The organism is Proluteimonas luteida, assembly GCF_021191695.1.
In the GTDB taxonomy this organism is placed as follows: Bacteria; Pseudomonadota; Gammaproteobacteria; order Xanthomonadales; family Xanthomonadaceae; genus Luteimonas; species Luteimonas luteida.
This window is the reverse complement of record NZ_JAIWPT010000007.1, coordinates 19,896-34,480: the sequence shown is the minus strand read 5'-3', so window position 1 is coordinate 34,480 and position 14,585 is coordinate 19,896. Positions and strand designations below refer to the sequence as shown.

14 protein-coding genes are annotated in these 14,585 nt (G+C 72.2%); 4 read left to right on the top strand and 10 right to left on the bottom strand.

Going from position 1 to position 14,585, the window contains the following annotated elements:
* Window positions 1-28 precede the first annotated feature (28 nt).
* The 6 genes from rlmH to leuS form a co-directional block, all read right to left on the bottom strand.
* Entirely contained in the window at window positions 29-499 is a 471-nt protein-coding gene (gene rlmH, locus LDO26_RS07680) for a 23S rRNA (pseudouridine(1915)-N(3))-methyltransferase RlmH (RefSeq protein ID WP_232130499.1), read from the bottom strand.
* A 54-nt stretch (window positions 500-553) separates the two neighbouring features.
* Entirely contained in the window at window positions 554-967 is a 414-nt protein-coding gene (gene rsfS, locus LDO26_RS07675; RefSeq protein ID WP_232130498.1) for a ribosome silencing factor, read from the bottom strand.
* Window positions 968-996: 29 nt separating this feature from the next.
* A complete protein-coding gene (nadD, locus tag LDO26_RS07670) occupies window positions 997-1,656 on the bottom strand; it encodes a nicotinate-nucleotide adenylyltransferase (RefSeq protein ID WP_232130497.1) in 660 nt (219 codons plus the stop codon).
* An 11-nt stretch (window positions 1,657-1,667) separates the two neighbouring features.
* Window positions 1,668-2,714, bottom strand: coding sequence for a DNA polymerase III subunit delta (holA, locus tag LDO26_RS07665; protein ID WP_232130496.1), 1,047 nt, complete (start codon window positions 2,712-2,714; stop codon window positions 1,668-1,670).
* Window positions 2,715-2,745: 31 nt separating this feature from the next.
* Entirely contained in the window at window positions 2,746-3,276 is a 531-nt protein-coding gene (locus tag LDO26_RS07660) for an LPS-assembly lipoprotein LptE (protein ID WP_232130495.1), read from the bottom strand.
* 66 nt (window positions 3,277-3,342) lie between these two features.
* Entirely contained in the window at window positions 3,343-6,102 is a 2,760-nt protein-coding gene (gene leuS / locus LDO26_RS07655) for a leucine--tRNA ligase (RefSeq protein ID WP_435594053.1), read from the bottom strand.
* A gap of 196 nt (window positions 6,103-6,298) precedes the next feature.
* Between leuS and LDO26_RS07650 the strand changes: the two genes are divergently transcribed.
* Window positions 6,299-8,014 carry a sensor domain-containing diguanylate cyclase gene (locus LDO26_RS07650; protein WP_305068822.1) on the top strand — a complete coding sequence of 572 codons (1,716 nt, stop codon included), beginning with the start codon at window positions 6,299-6,301 and terminating at the stop codon, window positions 8,012-8,014.
* Window positions 8,015-8,030: 16 nt separating this feature from the next.
* Here LDO26_RS07650 and LDO26_RS07645 read toward each other — a convergent pair whose 3' ends face one another.
* From LDO26_RS07645 to LDO26_RS07635, 3 genes are read right to left on the bottom strand one after another with little or no spacing between them, the layout of a single operon-like run.
* Window positions 8,031-8,627 carry a DUF998 domain-containing protein gene (locus LDO26_RS07645; protein WP_232130493.1) on the bottom strand — a complete coding sequence of 199 codons (597 nt, stop codon included), beginning with the start codon at window positions 8,625-8,627 and terminating at the stop codon, window positions 8,031-8,033.
* A complete protein-coding gene (locus LDO26_RS07640; protein WP_255682091.1) occupies window positions 8,624-8,836 on the bottom strand; it encodes a helix-turn-helix transcriptional regulator in 213 nt (70 codons plus the stop codon). Before LDO26_RS07640 ends, LDO26_RS07645 begins: the two co-directional genes overlap by 4 nt.
* Window positions 8,833-9,075, bottom strand: coding sequence for a hypothetical protein (locus LDO26_RS07635; protein ID WP_232130492.1), 243 nt, complete (start codon window positions 9,073-9,075; stop codon window positions 8,833-8,835). Before LDO26_RS07635 ends, LDO26_RS07640 begins: the two co-directional genes overlap by 4 nt.
* Before the next feature lie 154 nt (window positions 9,076-9,229).
* Between LDO26_RS07635 and trxA the strand changes: the two genes are divergently transcribed.
* Both trxA and LDO26_RS07625 read left to right on the top strand, forming a co-directional pair.
* A complete protein-coding gene (gene trxA, locus LDO26_RS07630) occupies window positions 9,230-10,114 on the top strand; it encodes a thioredoxin (protein ID WP_232130491.1) in 885 nt (294 codons plus the stop codon).
* 192 nt (window positions 10,115-10,306) lie between these two features.
* Window positions 10,307-10,792, top strand: a complete 486-nt coding sequence (locus tag LDO26_RS07625) for a DUF4442 domain-containing protein (protein ID WP_232130490.1) — start codon at window positions 10,307-10,309, stop codon at window positions 10,790-10,792.
* On the opposite strand, the gene LDO26_RS07620 is transcribed toward LDO26_RS07625, so the two are convergent.
* The gene (locus LDO26_RS07620; protein WP_232130489.1) at window positions 10,759-12,123 is read right to left on the bottom strand and encodes a hypothetical protein; all 1,365 of its coding nucleotides are present in this window, start codon (window positions 12,121-12,123) and stop codon (window positions 10,759-10,761) included. The genes LDO26_RS07625 and LDO26_RS07620 overlap by 34 nt on opposite strands.
* Before the next feature lie 155 nt (window positions 12,124-12,278).
* Between LDO26_RS07620 and LDO26_RS07615 the strand changes: the two genes are divergently transcribed.
* Window positions 12,279-14,426 carry a bifunctional serine/threonine-protein kinase/formylglycine-generating enzyme family protein gene (locus tag LDO26_RS07615; protein WP_232130488.1) on the top strand — a complete coding sequence of 716 codons (2,148 nt, stop codon included), beginning with the start codon at window positions 12,279-12,281 and terminating at the stop codon, window positions 14,424-14,426.
* Window positions 14,427-14,585 lie beyond the last annotated feature (159 nt).

The following is a 14,585-nucleotide window of genomic DNA, read 5'->3' as shown; positions in this document are numbered from 1 at the left end:
TCCGCTGCATGGCGCCGCGGAGTGGCGCTCAGGCCCGGTGGTAGGGATGGTTGGCCAGCATCGCCGCGGCGCGGTACAGCTGTTCGGCCAGCACCAGCCGCACCAGCATGTGCGGCAGCGTCAGCGGTCCGAGCGACCAGCGTTCGTCGGCGCGTTCCAGCACCTCGGGCGCATGCCCCTCGGGCCCGCCGATCAGGAAGGCCAGATCGCGGCCCTGCGCGCGCCAGTGCTCCAGCCGGCGGGCAAGATCCTCGGACGAATGCATGCGCCCACGGCCGTCGAGCGCGACCACCAGCGCGTTGCGCGGCAAGGCCGCCAGCACGCGTCCGCCCTCGTCCGACATCGCGCGCACGGTGTCGCGGCCCTTGCCGCGCAGGCCGGGCTCCACCTCGATCAGGTCCAGCGGCAGCCAGTGCGACAGCCGCTTGCGGTATTCGGCGAATCCCTCCGCCACCCACCCCGGCGCGCGTTCGCCGACGGCGACCAGCTTCGCCTTCATGCGAGGCGCGCCTGAACTGCACGCCGTCCCGGCAACCGCACCGGGACGCTGCGATCAGGCATCGCCACGCGGGTCGTGCGTTCCTTCCGGCGGCTGGTCGCCGACGGTCCACAGACGCTCGAGCGCATAGAACTCGCGCACCCGCGGCAGCATCACGTGGACGACGACATCGCCCAGGTCGACCAGCACCCACTCGGCCTCGCGCTCGCCTTCGACGCCCAGCGGCTGGCAGTCGAGCTGCTTGGCGCGCTTGACCACTTCGTCGGCGATCGACTTGACGTGCCGGCTCGAGGTGCCCGAGGCCACCACCATGAAATCGCAGACGCTGCTGCGCCCGCGCACGTCGATGTCGACGACATCCACGGCCTTGAGATGCTCGACGGCCGCGAGCGCGGTCTCGAGCAACACGTCCGCGGCGGGCGGCGGTTCGGGAAGGCGGGTCTTGATGACGTGTGCGGGATTGGACAAGGGAGCTGGCTCGGAAAGTGCGGTGGGGATTATAACGGAGCCGCGGGGCGCTGCCGGTACGCGCCCTTCTCGCGGATGAATGCGGCCACCGCGTCGGGCACCAGGCCACTGACCGGCAGGCCTTCGGCGATGCGCGCGCGGATCGCGGTCGCCGACAGCGGATGCAGGGGTTGCCGCAACCGGTACACCCGACCAGCCGGGCTGGCGGTCAGGGCGTCGGGCGCGCTGGCCCAGCGTCCGCGCATCTCCACGTCCAGCGCAGGCGGCAAGGCAGCGTCGAGCGGACTGCCCTGGCGTTCGGCGACGACGAAATGCGCGAGCGCCGGCAGTTCGCGCCAGCGGTGCCAGGTCGGCAGGGCGACGAAGCTGTCGGCGCCGACCAGCCAGGCCAGCGGCTGCGCCGGTCCCAGCGCCGCGCGCAGCGCGATCAGGGTATCGACCGTGTAGCTGCGGCCGCCGCGTTCGAGTTCGAAGCGGTCGAGCAGCAGGCCGGGCTCGCCGGCGATCGCCAGTTCGACCATCCGCGCCCGCCACGCCGCCGGCGCGCCGGGCGGCGTGCGATGCGGCGGATCGGCCGTCGGCATCAGCCGGACCGGGCAGTCCAGCGCATCGCGCGCGGCGCGGGCGATGGCCAGGTGACCGTTGTGGATCGGGTCGAAGGTGCCGCCATAGACCAGATGCAATGGCATCGCGGCGCGGATCAGGCCGCCAGCAGCGCGCCGGCCCGGGCATCGGCGATGGCGACGAGCAGCCGTTCCAGCACCAGCCAGGCATCGGCCGGGTCCTGGCCGGGCCGGCCGCGCCCCTTGGCGATGCGGTCGACGCGGCCCGCCTCGACGACGAAGCGCTCCCAGCGCGCCGCCGGATGCCGCTGCAGCGCGCGCCGGTACACGGCCTGCTTGGAATCCCAGATCCGCTGCGCCTTGAACTCGGCGGCCATGTTGCCGCCGCGCGCCTGGGCCCGCGCCAGCGCCGCCGCGCGCGTCAGTTCCATGATCACCATGCCCATCAATGCCGGGATCGCCTCGCCTTCGGCGCGCAGGCCGGCGAGCATCCGCGCGGCCTGCACCGGCTGCCCGTTGAGCGCCGCATCGACCAGCCGGAACACGTCGAAGCGCGCCGCGTCGGCGACCAGCGCCTCCATCCGCGCCGCATCGAGCGTGCCGCCCTCGGCCAGCAGCGCCAGCTTGTCGACTTCCTGGGCCGCGGCCAGCAGGTTGCCGTCGACCCGCTCGGCCAGCCGCTGCACGGCCGCGCGGTCGGCCTGCACGTGGCGGCTGCGCAGCCGGGTCTCGATCCAGCCTTCCAGTTCGTGCGGCTTGACCTGCCAGGCGATCACGACGTGGCCGACGCCGGCGATCGCCTCGCTCCACTTGCCGCCGTGCTGGCGGCTCCACTCGCCGCCGGTGACCAGCAGGGTGACGTCGGCCGGCGGATCGGCGCAGAAGCCGGCGATCACCTGCGCGCCCTCCTTGCCCGGCTTGGTCGTCGGCAGCCGCAGTTCGACCAGCCGCCGCGAGGCGAACAGGCTCGGCGCGCGGAACGTCGCCTCCAGTCCGTTCCAGTCGACATCGCGTCCCTCCGGCTCGAACACCTCGCGCTCGGCGACCCCCTGTTCGCGCGCGGCCGCGCGCACGGCGTCGGCAGCCTCCAGCACGCGCAACGGCTCGGGACCGGCGATCAGGTAGGCGGGGCGCAGCGGTTCGCGGGCCAGCTGCGCGGCCAGGCGTTCGGGCGTCAGCTCCATCGCCGCGCGCTGCCGAGGGCCGTGCGCGCCGTCACTCGTTCGCGCGCAGCTGCGGGTTGCGGAACACCGCGTCGATGCGGCGGATGATCGATGCGGTCATCTCCCGCTCCATCTCGCGCGCCAGCAGGTCGCGCTCGGAATCGGTGCCGATGGCCTGGGTCGGGATCGACAGGTAGTCGCGCGCCAGCTCGACCGCCTGCTGCGGCACCACGTCGTTGCCGTCGGCGTCGCGCATCGAGAACACCACGGCGTAGCGCAGCGTGTACTCCTGCGCGCGGCCCCGCGCGTCGATGCTGATCGGGGTCGAGGCCCAGCGCTCGGAATGGATCTGCAGCGTCGCGACGTCGCGCCGGGAGGCCTCGGCGCGCTCGACGCCGGCGCCGACCAGCGCGCGGTTCAGCGCCTGCGCCAGCCCGCTGTAGGGGTCGCGCGCCTGGACCTTCACCGGCCCCAGGTCCGGCGGCACCGTCAGCGCGTTGCGCAGGTGGAAACCGCAGGCCGACAGCGCCAGCACGAGGACGACGGCGGCGAGACGGAACGGGACCGGGCGGAATCTGCTCATGCGCGAAGTCTGGACGAGGCGGAAGGGGGCGGCAAGCCGCGTGGACCGGGCGCGTGGACGCAAGGTTCAGCCAGCGACGATGTTGACGATCTTGCCGGGCACGACGATGACCTTGCGTACGGTCATGTCGGCCAGGAACCGGGCCACGTTGGGCTCGGCCAGCGCCAGCGCCTCGACGGCGTCCTTCGCCAGGTCGGCCGCGACCTCGATGGTGCCGCGCAGCTTGCCGTTGACCTGCACCGCCAGCGTCAGCACGTCGCGCTGCAGCGCGGCCGGGTCGGCCTGCGGGAACGGCTGGTCCTCGAGCAGCGTCTCGGCATGGCCCAGCACCTGCCACAGCGCATGGCAGGCATGCGGGGTGATCGGGTTGAGCAGCAGCACGATCGCCCCGAACACCTCCTGCCGCAGCGCGCCCGCGTTGGCATCGGCCTCGTCGAACTTCGCCACGTGGTTCAGCAGTTCCATGACCGCGGCGATCGCGGTGTTGAAGCTGTGGCGGCGGCCGTAGTCGTCGCCGACCTTCTGGATAGCCTCGTGCAGCTGGCGGCGCAGGGTCTTCTGCGCCGGGGTCGCGGCGGCGGCGTCGAACCTGCCCGCAGGGCCGCTGGCGACATGCCGCTGCACCTGCGCCCACAGCCGGCGCAGGAAGCGCGCCATGCCCTCGACGCCGGCCTCGTTCCACTCCAGCGACTGTTCCGGCGGCGCGGCGAACATCGAGAACAGGCGCACGGTGTCGGCACCGTACTTGCCGATCATCGACTGCGGGTCGACGCCGTTGTTCTTCGACTTGGACATCTTCTCGACGCCGCCGATGCGCACCGGCGCACCGTCGGCCTTCGAGGTCGCGCCGGTGATGCGGCCCTTGTCGTCGCGGACGATCTCGACCTCGGCCGGGTTGATCCAGTCCCTGCCGCCGTTGTCGAGCTCCCGGTAGAAGGTCTCGGCGATCACCATGCCCTGGGTCAGCAGGTTGCGCACCGGCTCGTCGCTGTGCACCAGCCCTTCGTCGCGCATCAGGCGGTGGTAGAAGCGGAAATACAGCAGGTGCAGGATCGCGTGCTCGATGCCGCCGATGTACTGGTCGACCGGCATCCAGTAGTCGGCGCGACCGTCGACCATGTCGGCCGCGCCGGGCGAGGTGTAGCGCGCGGTGTACCAGCTCGACTCCATGAAGGTGTCGAAGGTGTCGGTCTCGCGCTCGGCCGGGCCGCCGCAGGTCGGGCACGTCGTCTTGCGCCACTCGGGATCGGACTTGATCGGCGACTGCACGACGCCGGGATTGGTGAACGCGTCCTCGACGTCCTCGGGCAGCAGCACCGGCAACTGGTCCTCGGGCACCGGCACCGCGCCGCAGGCGGCGCAGTAGATCACCGGGATCGGGCAGCCCCAGTAGCGCTGGCGGCTGACGCCCCAGTCGCGCAGGCGGAAGTTGACCTTGCGGCTGCCGATGCCTTCCGCTTCCACGCGTTGCGCCAAAGCCGCGAAGGCGCCGTCGAAGTCCAGGCCGTCGAACTCGCCGGAATTGATCAGCACGCCGCGCTCGGTGTAGGCGCCGCGTTGCTCGATGCCGTCGAGGTACTCGCGTACCACCGCGACCGCGGCCGCGGTGTCGTAGGCGTCGACCGAGCCGCCGGCCAGCGCGGCCTGCAGCGGGTCGGCATCGACCGCGACGTCATGCAGCACCTCGCCGAGCGCATCGCGCACCGCCGGCGGCACGATCACCGGCCGCACCGGCAGGCCGTAGGCCTTGGCGAACTCCCAGTCGCGCTGGTCGTGCGCCGGCACCGCCATCACCGCGCCGGTGCCGTAGCCCATCAGCACGAAGTTGGCGACGTAGATCGGCACGTCCTCGCCGGTGATCGGGTGGATCGCCCACTGCCCGGTCGCCATGCCGCGCTTTTCCTGGCCTTCGAGCTCGGCCTCGGACACGCCGCCCTGGCGCAGTTCGTCGAGGAACGCGGCCAGCTCCGCATTGGTTTCGGCCGCCTTGAGCGCCAGCGGATGCTCGCCGGCGATGGAAATGAAGGTCACGCCCATCAGCGTGTCCGGGCGCGTGGTGTAGACGGTCAGCGGCTCGGCTTCGCCATCGACCCGGAAGGAAATCTCCAGCCCCTCGCTGCGGCCGATCCAGTTGCGCTGCATGGTCTTGACCGAGTCCGGCCAGCCGTCGAGCGTGTCCAGGCCGTCGAGCAGCTCCTGCGCGTAGTCGGTGATCTTGAGGAACCACTGCGGGATCTCGCGCTTCTCCACCAGCGCGCCCGAGCGCCAGCCGCGGCCGTCGATGACCTGCTCGTTGGCGAGCACGGTCTGGTCGACCGGGTCCCAGTTGACGACCGCGTTGCGGCGGTAGGCCAGGCCTTTCTTCATCAGCCGCACGAACATGCGCTGCTCGTGGACGTAGTAGTCGGGCTGGCAGGTGGCGAACTCGCGCGACCAGTCGATCGCGTAGCCCAGCGACCGGAGCTGCGCGCGCATGTGGTCGATGTTGGCGTAGGTCCACTTCGCCGGCGCGGTGCCGTGCTTGATCGCGGCGTTCTCGGCCGGCAGGCCGAACGCGTCCCAGCCCATCGGCTGCAGCACGTTGCGGCCCATCATCCGCTGGTAGCGGCTGACGACGTCGCTGAGGGTGTAGTTGCGCACGTGGCCCATGTGCAGCGCGCCGGAGGGATACGGCAGCATCGACAGGCAGTAGTACTTGGGCTTGTCCGCAAGCTCGGTCACCTCGAACGCACGGGTCGAGGTCCAGAAGCGCTGGGCGTCGGCCTCGACACGGGCGGGCTGGTAGGCGTTGGGGTCGACGGCGGGATCGCTGGACACGGCGTGCATTCTGCTTGCGGAGGACAGCCGACAAGCCTACCGCAGGGCCTGCCCGGCCGCCATGCGCATACCCCCGGAGCGAGCTGGCGAGGTGCCGGGCAAAGCCCCGGGGTGCCGCCTTGCCGTGCCGGGGCATTCCGGCACGGCATCCCGTTTCCGGACCCTGCCGACTGCCCGGCACCACGACAACGCCTAGACTTGTCCCATGCCCGAGCCGTCCTCCCGCACCCGGCGCCTGCGCGTGCCGGCGACCCTCCTGGCCCTCGCCCTGCTGCTGGGCGCGGGCATCGCCGCCGTGCTCGGCGTGCACAGCCTGGGCAAGGCCAACCGGTCGCTGGAGCACAGCTACCAGGTCATCAACCTGCTGGTCTCGGCCGAGGCCGCGATGCACGAGGCCGAGGCCAAGGCCCGCGGTTTCCGCACCACCGGCCGCGACGATTTCCGGCCGCAGTTCGACGATGCGGTCGAACGCGCCGCCGCGCAGGGCCGTCAACTGGTCGCGCTGACCGCCGACAACCCGGCCCAGCAACGGCGCGCGCGCGTGTTCGAGACGGCGGTCCGCGACCACCTGCGCACGATGGAGATCCTGTTCGATCCCGCCGCCCTGGCGTCGCTCGACAACGATGCCCTGCAGCACCGGATCGATGCCAACCTGGCGCGCGTGGACAACCTCGGCACGCTGCGCCGGGAGATGATGGACGAAGAGTCGCGGCTGCTCGCGGAACGCCGCGACCACAGCCGCATGCGGGCCGCGTTCCTGGTCGCGTTCATCGTCGCGGCCTTCGTCATCGCGCTCGGCGTGCTCGGGGTCCTGCTGTCGAGCCTGGTCCGCGAGAACCGGCGCAGCCGCGCGCTCGAACGCGAGGCACGCACCGCGGTGCGCGACCTGCGGCAGGCGCTGGCACTGCGCGACACCTTGTCCGAACAGCGCCGCGCGCAGAGCGTCTATGCCGGCATGCTGCAGAGCTGCCAGAGCCGCGACGAGATCGTCGCCCTGACCACGCAGACGATCGCCGAGCTGGTCCCCGGCGCCGGTGGCCGCTGCTACCTGGCCAAACCGTCGCAGAACTTCCTCGAGAGCGTCGGCGACTTCGGCGAGCCGGTCATCGCCAGCGCCGACGTGCTGACGCCGGACCAGTGCTGGGCCCTGCGCCGCGGCCAGCCCCACCACCTCCATGGCCGCGCCGGCGGGCTGCGCTGCGCGCATCTCGATCCCGACGCGCCGTTCGACGGCATCTCGACCCTGTGCGTGCCGCTGGTCGCGAACGGCCAGTCGCTAGGGCTGCTGCACGTGAGCGCGGGCAGCAACGCCGGCGGCAGGGACGGCGACAACGACGCCCCGGTCCTGTGCGCGCTGGCCGAACAGATGTCGATGGCGATCGCCAACCTGCAGTTGCGCGAGACCCTGCGCCTGCAGTCGATCCGCGACCCGCTGACCGGCCTGTTCAACCGCCGCTACCTGGAAGAAAGCCTGGCCCGGGAGCTGCAGCGTTGCGAGCGCCGCGGCCTGCCGCTGTCGGTGCTGATGCTCGACATCGACCATTTCAAGCGCTTCAACGACACCTACGGCCATGCCGCGGGCGATGCCCTGCTCGGCCACATCGGCCACCTGATCCAGAGCCGGGTCCGGGCCGAGGACATCGCCTGCCGCTATGGCGGCGAGGAGTTCACCGTGGTCATGCCCGAACTCGACGCCGCGAACACCTGTGCCCGCGCCGAAGAGGTGCGCAAGGCGATCGAGGATGCGACGGTCCAGCACCTAGGCCAGACGCTCGGACCGGTCACGATCTCGATCGGCATCGCCACCTCGCCCGGCGACGGCACCGAGCCCGGGCAACTGCTGCAGACCGCCGATGCGGCGCTCTACCGGGCCAAGGCCGCCGGCCGCAACCGTGTGCTGCATGCCGGCACGGCGAACTGATTCATCCTGTTTCCCGTTATTTCGCGGCCTGCCGGCGCCGATCCGACAATCGCCACGCCAGCAGCAGGGTCCACGCCCACCAGCAGGCCAGCACCACGCGCTCGACGATCCCGGCGCCGAACACGTCCACCGCCAGCCGCGGCGCGAGCAGGCAGATCGCGACGATCGCGAACAGCGCCAGCGACGGCCAGCGCACCCCGCGCAGCGCCAACGCGGACAACAATGCGCCAGCGACGAACGCCAGGTTCCACAGCATCCAGACCGCCGCATGCCACCGGCTGGTGCCGGCGTCCAGCGCCCCCGGATCCAGCGGCAGCAGGCCCTGCGCCGCGAACGCCAGTGCCGCGAGCATCAGCAGGCGCAGCGCGATCCCGGCGGCGAGCCCTGCGGCCGGCAGTCCGGCGCGCAGGCGCAGCGCGGCGAACGCGACCATGCCGCCAGGCACCACCCAGGCCAGCAGGTTGAACAGCCAGGCCAGCGGCATGCCCGCCATGCCCGGCAACGCCAGCGGCGTGCGCATCGATCCCCCCGTCATCGCGGCGAACAGCAGCAGCGCCAGCAGCGTGCAGGCGTGCGCGCCGGCGACCAGCGGCAGCAGGCGCCGCCCGCTCACGCCGGCCACCGGAACACGTCCTCGACCCCGACCCCGAACGTCCGCGCGATGCGGAACGCCAGCTCCAGCGACGGCGCGTAGCGGCCGGCCTCCAGCGCGATGATCGTCTGCCGCGTGACCCGGCAGGCATCGGCCAGCGCCTGCTGGGTCATCCCGCCGTGCTCGAAGCGCAGGCGGCGGATCTCGTTGGCGATCGGCGTGCCGCTCATCGTGTGCTGCCCGCGCCGAACCGCATCCGCCAGTCGCCGGGCGAGACACCCCGCTCGAATTCGCCGGTCGGCATCGCCGGGAGCGCGACCCGCGACGCCCGGGCGATGCCGACCGGCGGCACCGTCGCCGTGGTGCCGATGTCGACACCGGACAGGCGCCCGCTGCCGGCACGCAGCCTCCACGGCGCGAGGCCCGCGATCGACGGCAGGCCGGTCCTTCCGCGACGGTACAACCGCATGATGTCGCCTCTACCAGACAAGAAGTAAAAAATACATTGCATATTGGCGCAGCCGGATGTCAACCATTTTTGACATGGTTGTATCCTGCGCAACCGCCGCCATTGTTCGGTGATGGCGCACGGCGCCCTCCCGACCGCCTCACGGAACCCCCGCATGCTCCTCAACGGCTCCTCTCCCGCCCCCGCCGCCGCGTCCGGCCACGTGTTCGACGCCACCACCGCCACGTTCGAGGCCGAGGTCCTGCAGAAGTCGTTGCAGGTGCCGGTGCTGATCGATTTCTGGGCCGAGTGGTGCGGGCCGTGCAAGACCCTGGGCCCGGTGCTGGAGAAACTGGCGGCCGAATACAACGGCGCCTTCGTGCTGGCCAAGGTCGATGTCGACAAGGAGCAGCAGATCGCCGCGGCATTCCAGATCCGCTCGGTGCCGACCATCTTCCTGGTCGTCGGCGGCCAGCCGGTCGACGGGTTCCCCGGTGCCCTGCCCGAAGGCCAGATCCGCGAGTTCCTGCAGCGTCACGGCATCGTGCCGGGCGAGGCAGCCGCCGACGACGCAGCGGCCGCCCCGCGCGATCCGGCTGCCGAGGTCGAGCGCCTGCGTGGGGAGATCGCCGCAGCACCCGACAACGCCGAACTCAAGCTCGACCTCGCCCTGGCGCTGCTGCAGACCGGCGCCACGCAGGAAGCCGAACAGCTGCTCGACGGCCTGCCGGCCAACCTGTCGACGGACGACCGCGCGGTCAAGGCCCGCGCCCGCCTCGGCTTCGCCGCGCTGCTGGCCGGCGCGCCAGCACCGGACGCACTGCAGGCCACGATCGCCGCCAATCCCGACGACCTGCGCGCACGCCATCTGCTGGGCGTGCAGCGCATCGTCGCAGGCGATGCCGAAGCCGGCCTCGACCAGTTCATCGAGATGCTGCGCCGCGACCGCAACTTCGACGGCGGCCTGCCGCGCAAGGCGCTGATCGACGCCTTCCGCATCGTCGACGACGCCGACGTGGTCGGCCGCTATCGCAGGAAGATGGCCTCGCTGCTGTTCTGAGCCCCCTTTCAAGGCCTTCCGGCCGGACGCCCCCCCCGGTCGAGGCAGCAGGCCCGACGCAACGGACGGCGGGCCACGCAGGCGTCACGCGGGATGTCGACGCGGGACGACCGGCACCGGGATGCCCATTGCCATACCAATGCGTATGGTAAGGTCCGGCCTGCCCCCGACTGCCACGACATCGCGCCGCCCATGACTCCGCGCCTGTTCCGTTTCCTGATGAACCTGTGGCCGCCGTTCCTGTTCGCCGGCATCCGCCTGCGCGCGCTGTCGGCCGACTGGCGGCAGGCACGGGTCGAGCTGCGGATGCGGCCGTGGAACCGCAACTACGTCGGCACCCATTTCGGCGGCAGCCTGTTCGCGATGACCGACCCGTTCTGGATGCTGCTGACGCTGCGCGCGCTGGGCCGCGACCACATCGTCTGGGACAAGGCCGGCACCATCGAATTCGTCAAGCCCGGGCGCGGCACCGTGCACGCGGATTTCGCGCTCGACGATGCCACCGTGGCCGGGTTCCGCGCGGCCACCGCCGACGGCGACAAGCACCTGCACTGGTTCGAGACCGACGTCGTCGACAGCACCGGTGAGGTGGTCGCCAGGGTGCGCAAGCAGCTCTACATCCGCCGCAAGCGCGAGCGCGTCGCTCAATCGGCCGGCGGCGACGCGTCGACCAGGTAATCCGGCAGCGGCAACTGCCAGTACGCGCCGCGCGCGGTGGCGTACTGGGCGATGCGGATCGCGCGACCATCCGCCGCAACCTCGATGTCGCGCGCGGGACTGCGCAATGCCGCCGGGCGATGCGCGATGCGCTCGGCCGGCATGGCGTCCCGTGCCCCGTCGCCCGCCGTGTCGCGCAGCCAGGCCAGCGTCGCCAGCAACTGCAGGCGCGCATTCTGATCCTGCGCCCGGTGCTGGTACTCGATATAGTCCGGTGCGGCGATGTCGCCGAGGATGCAGCCGACCGCATTGGCCGCGCATTCCAGGCGCAGCCAGACACTGCGCCGCGGTGCCGGTAGCGGCGCCGGCAGATCGCTGGCCAGCGCGACGCGCGTCGCCTCGCTGCAGGCATCGGCCATGTTCGCCGCCTGCAGCGCCAGCGTGGCATCGACGTCGAACAGCAGCGTGGACGGACGTTCGTCAGCCGGCGTCGCCGGATCGGCAAGCAGCCGGGTGATTGGCGACGCCCAGGCGAACTCGCCGCGCATCGCCGGACACAGGTCGGCCTCCCCACTGCTCGGCGCAGCCAGCGCGGCCGCGCAGGCCCCGGGCAGGGCATGGTCGCGCGGCAACACCTGCAGCATGTCCGCCAGCAGGCGGCCATGACCGTCGGTGGCAAGCGCGATGCCCAGCATCCGCACGACCAGAGAATCGGAATGCACGCCCAGCCGGCGCCACGTCGCAATATCGCGGCACACGCCATCCAGTGCCAGGTCGTACCGGCCCTGGGCGAAGTGCACCGCATGCGCGGTGATCGCCAACCCCGCATGCCCCAGCTCGGGCAACGGCGCATCGAGCCGGGGTGGCAGCTTCGACCGGTAGTGGTCGTACTGCGCCAGCGCCCCGATGCGCGCGATCAGGGTTGCATTCGCCTCCACCAGCGCCGCGTAGGCCGGCAGGTCCGCGCGCACACGCGCCAGGCAACCGTCCTCGCGCGCGCCGCATGGCGCGACCGTCGCCTGCACCGGCCGCAGGTCCGCATACCCGGCAGCGGCGGAGCTGACGAAGGGCTCGTTGCTGCCCGTCGGCCACGCCGGACGTGCCTGCAGCGCCGACATGTCCCGCGCGACGATCGCCGCCCGCGGCGCCTCCGGCACGTCCCAGCGCAGCAGCCACACCGCATCGAAGGCGTTGCGCCCCGGCGGGATCCACGTCGCCTGCATCGTCGCCAACGCCGCACGCTGCCCGGGCGGCGCGCCACGCAGGCGCGAGGCCAGCCACACCACGGCAAGCACGACCAGCATGCCGGCCAGGCAAAGCGCCAGCCAGCGCATTCCCCGCAACACATCCATGCGCATCATCTCCCCGTTCCCCAGTCCGGACCGATGATGCCAGAGCGGCGCGATGCCCCGCGCGGCAGGCGCGGACCCGCCCCGGGCCAACCGCGAAACGCGTCACACCGCCTTCGTGCGAGCCGTAGGTATGCTGTATGTGTACAGGGGGAAAGATGCCGCTAGCCACCGCCATCGATGCCACGCTGCCGTTGCCGGAGATTCCCGGCTACCGGTTGCTGTGCGTCATCGCGCACGGCGGCATGGCGATCGTCTATCGCGGCACGCAGCTGTCGCTGGGGCGCGATGTCGCGATCAAGGTCATGCGCGCCGAAGCGCTGGCCGACGAGGTCAGCCGCCGCCGCTTCGAGAACGAGGCGCGCACGATCGCGCGGCTGGAACATCCGCACATCGTCAGCATCCACGAGGTCGGCCGCACCGGCGACGGCCTGCCGTGGTACTCGATGCCCTATCTGCCCCACGGGCATCTCGGGCAACGCGCGTCCGCCCGCCACGTCGCCGACACCGATGACGCCATGCCCGTCGCGCCCGCCGTCCCCGGCCTGCCGCCGGGCGCGATGCCCGAGGCGCGCGTGCGCGAGATCCTGCGGGCGCTGCTGTCGGCGCTGGGCTATGCCCACGTGCGCGGCGTCATCCACCGCGACGTCAAGGCCGAGAACGTGCTGTTCGACGAGGCCGACCGCCCGCTGCTCACCGATTTCGGCATCGCCCTGCGCCGTGGCTACGGCACCCGGGTCACGATGGCCGGGCTCGCCGTCGGCAGCACCGCCTACATGGCACCGGAACAGGCCCGCGGGCAGCAGGTCGACAAGCGCGCCGACCTCTACAGCGTCGGCGTGCTGGCCTGGGAGATGCTCAGCGGCGCCCTGCCCTACCAGGCCGACGACGCACTGGCGATGGCGATCATGCACACCCAGAACCCGATCCCGCGGCTGCCGCCGCGGCTGCGCCACTGGCAGCGCTTCATGGACCGGGCGCTGGCCAAGGAGCCGGGCCGGCGTTTCGCCGACGCGGCGGAAATGCTCGAAGCGGTGGAGCGCGTGCCGGCCGCGGGCTCACCGACATCCGCAATGACGCGCATGCTGCAGACGTTCGCGACGGGTGCGGGCCGGCCCGCGCGCATGATGCTGATCTGCACGCTGCTGCTGGCGGTCGCCGGCACCGCCGTCTGGCTGGGCGCGAGCCGCGACGCGCCGGACGCCCCGCCGCCTCCGGCCATCGCAGCGGCCAGCGCGGCCGGCAGTGCCGACGCACCCGGATCCGCCGGCGACGGCAGCGGTGTCGAGGACACGGACACGGTCGCGACCCTTGCCGACGACACCGAAGCCGCATCCGGGGACGAGGTGCCCACCCCGGATCCACCAGGCCTGAGCAGGGCGCCGATCTCGGCCAGCGACCGCCACATCGCCGCGGCCGAGCGCCAGATCCGTGCCGGCAGGCTGACCGCGCCCGCGGGCGAAAGCGCGCTCGACGAGTTGCTGGCCGCGTGGCAGGCGGACCAGGAGCACCTGCGCGTCCCGCCCACCGCGGAGCGGCTGTTCGACGCCGTCGGCCGACGCGCCGCGCGACGGATCGAACGCGGCGACGATGCCGACGCCGTCGCCCTGCTGAGCCAGGTCCGCCGCCAGGCCGCGCCTCTCGACGGCAAGGGATTCGACCCGATGCGCCCGATACGCCCGCATGTCGCCGACGCGGTGGAGCGGCGCATCGAGAAGGCGATCGCAGCGGTCGACCGCGACGATGCCGTCGCCGCCCTGGCCGCTGCCGACGCGGTCGGACTGGACGCGTCGGATACCGCGCGCCTGCGCCGCGCGGCGATGACCATCCCGCAACTCGACGCCGCCGGCGAGCATGCCCCGGCCGGCCTGCGCGTGACGCGTGGCGACGCCGGTGTGTTCGCCATCGCCAGGGCGCCGGTCAGCCGCGCCGAATACGAACGGTTCGCCAGTGCGACCGGCCGCAAGGCCGCGCCCTGCGGCCGCGCGTCGCTGCGGCGCGCGCGCAGCTGGGAGGCGCCCGGCTTCGAGCAGGCACCCGGCGATCCGGTGGTCTGCGTCAGCTGGCACGACGCCATCGACTATGCGCGCTGGATCAGCGAGCGTACCGGACGGAGCGTGGTCGTCGCCTCGATGGCACAGGGCGCGACGCAGCCGCCGGCCGCTGGCGCGCCGGCCGAATGGCGCAGCGACTGTCCCAGCGCATGCCGGCAACGGGTCGCGGTCGACGGCGATGCCGCCACCCGCGAACTCGATCCCGCGCGCGGCTACGACGACGTCGGCTTCCGGCTGGTACGCCTGCCCTGATCCCGCGTCCGCGGCGACGGTGCGGACCGCGGCACGGGAACCGCGCAGGCCTTGTCGCGCGTTGCGGCGCGGCGGTGGCGCCCGCGGTACCGGCCATTCGCGTCGGCCCGCCCGCGACGCACCGGTCGCGGCGCGCGGGGCCTATCATGCCGGTCCCCA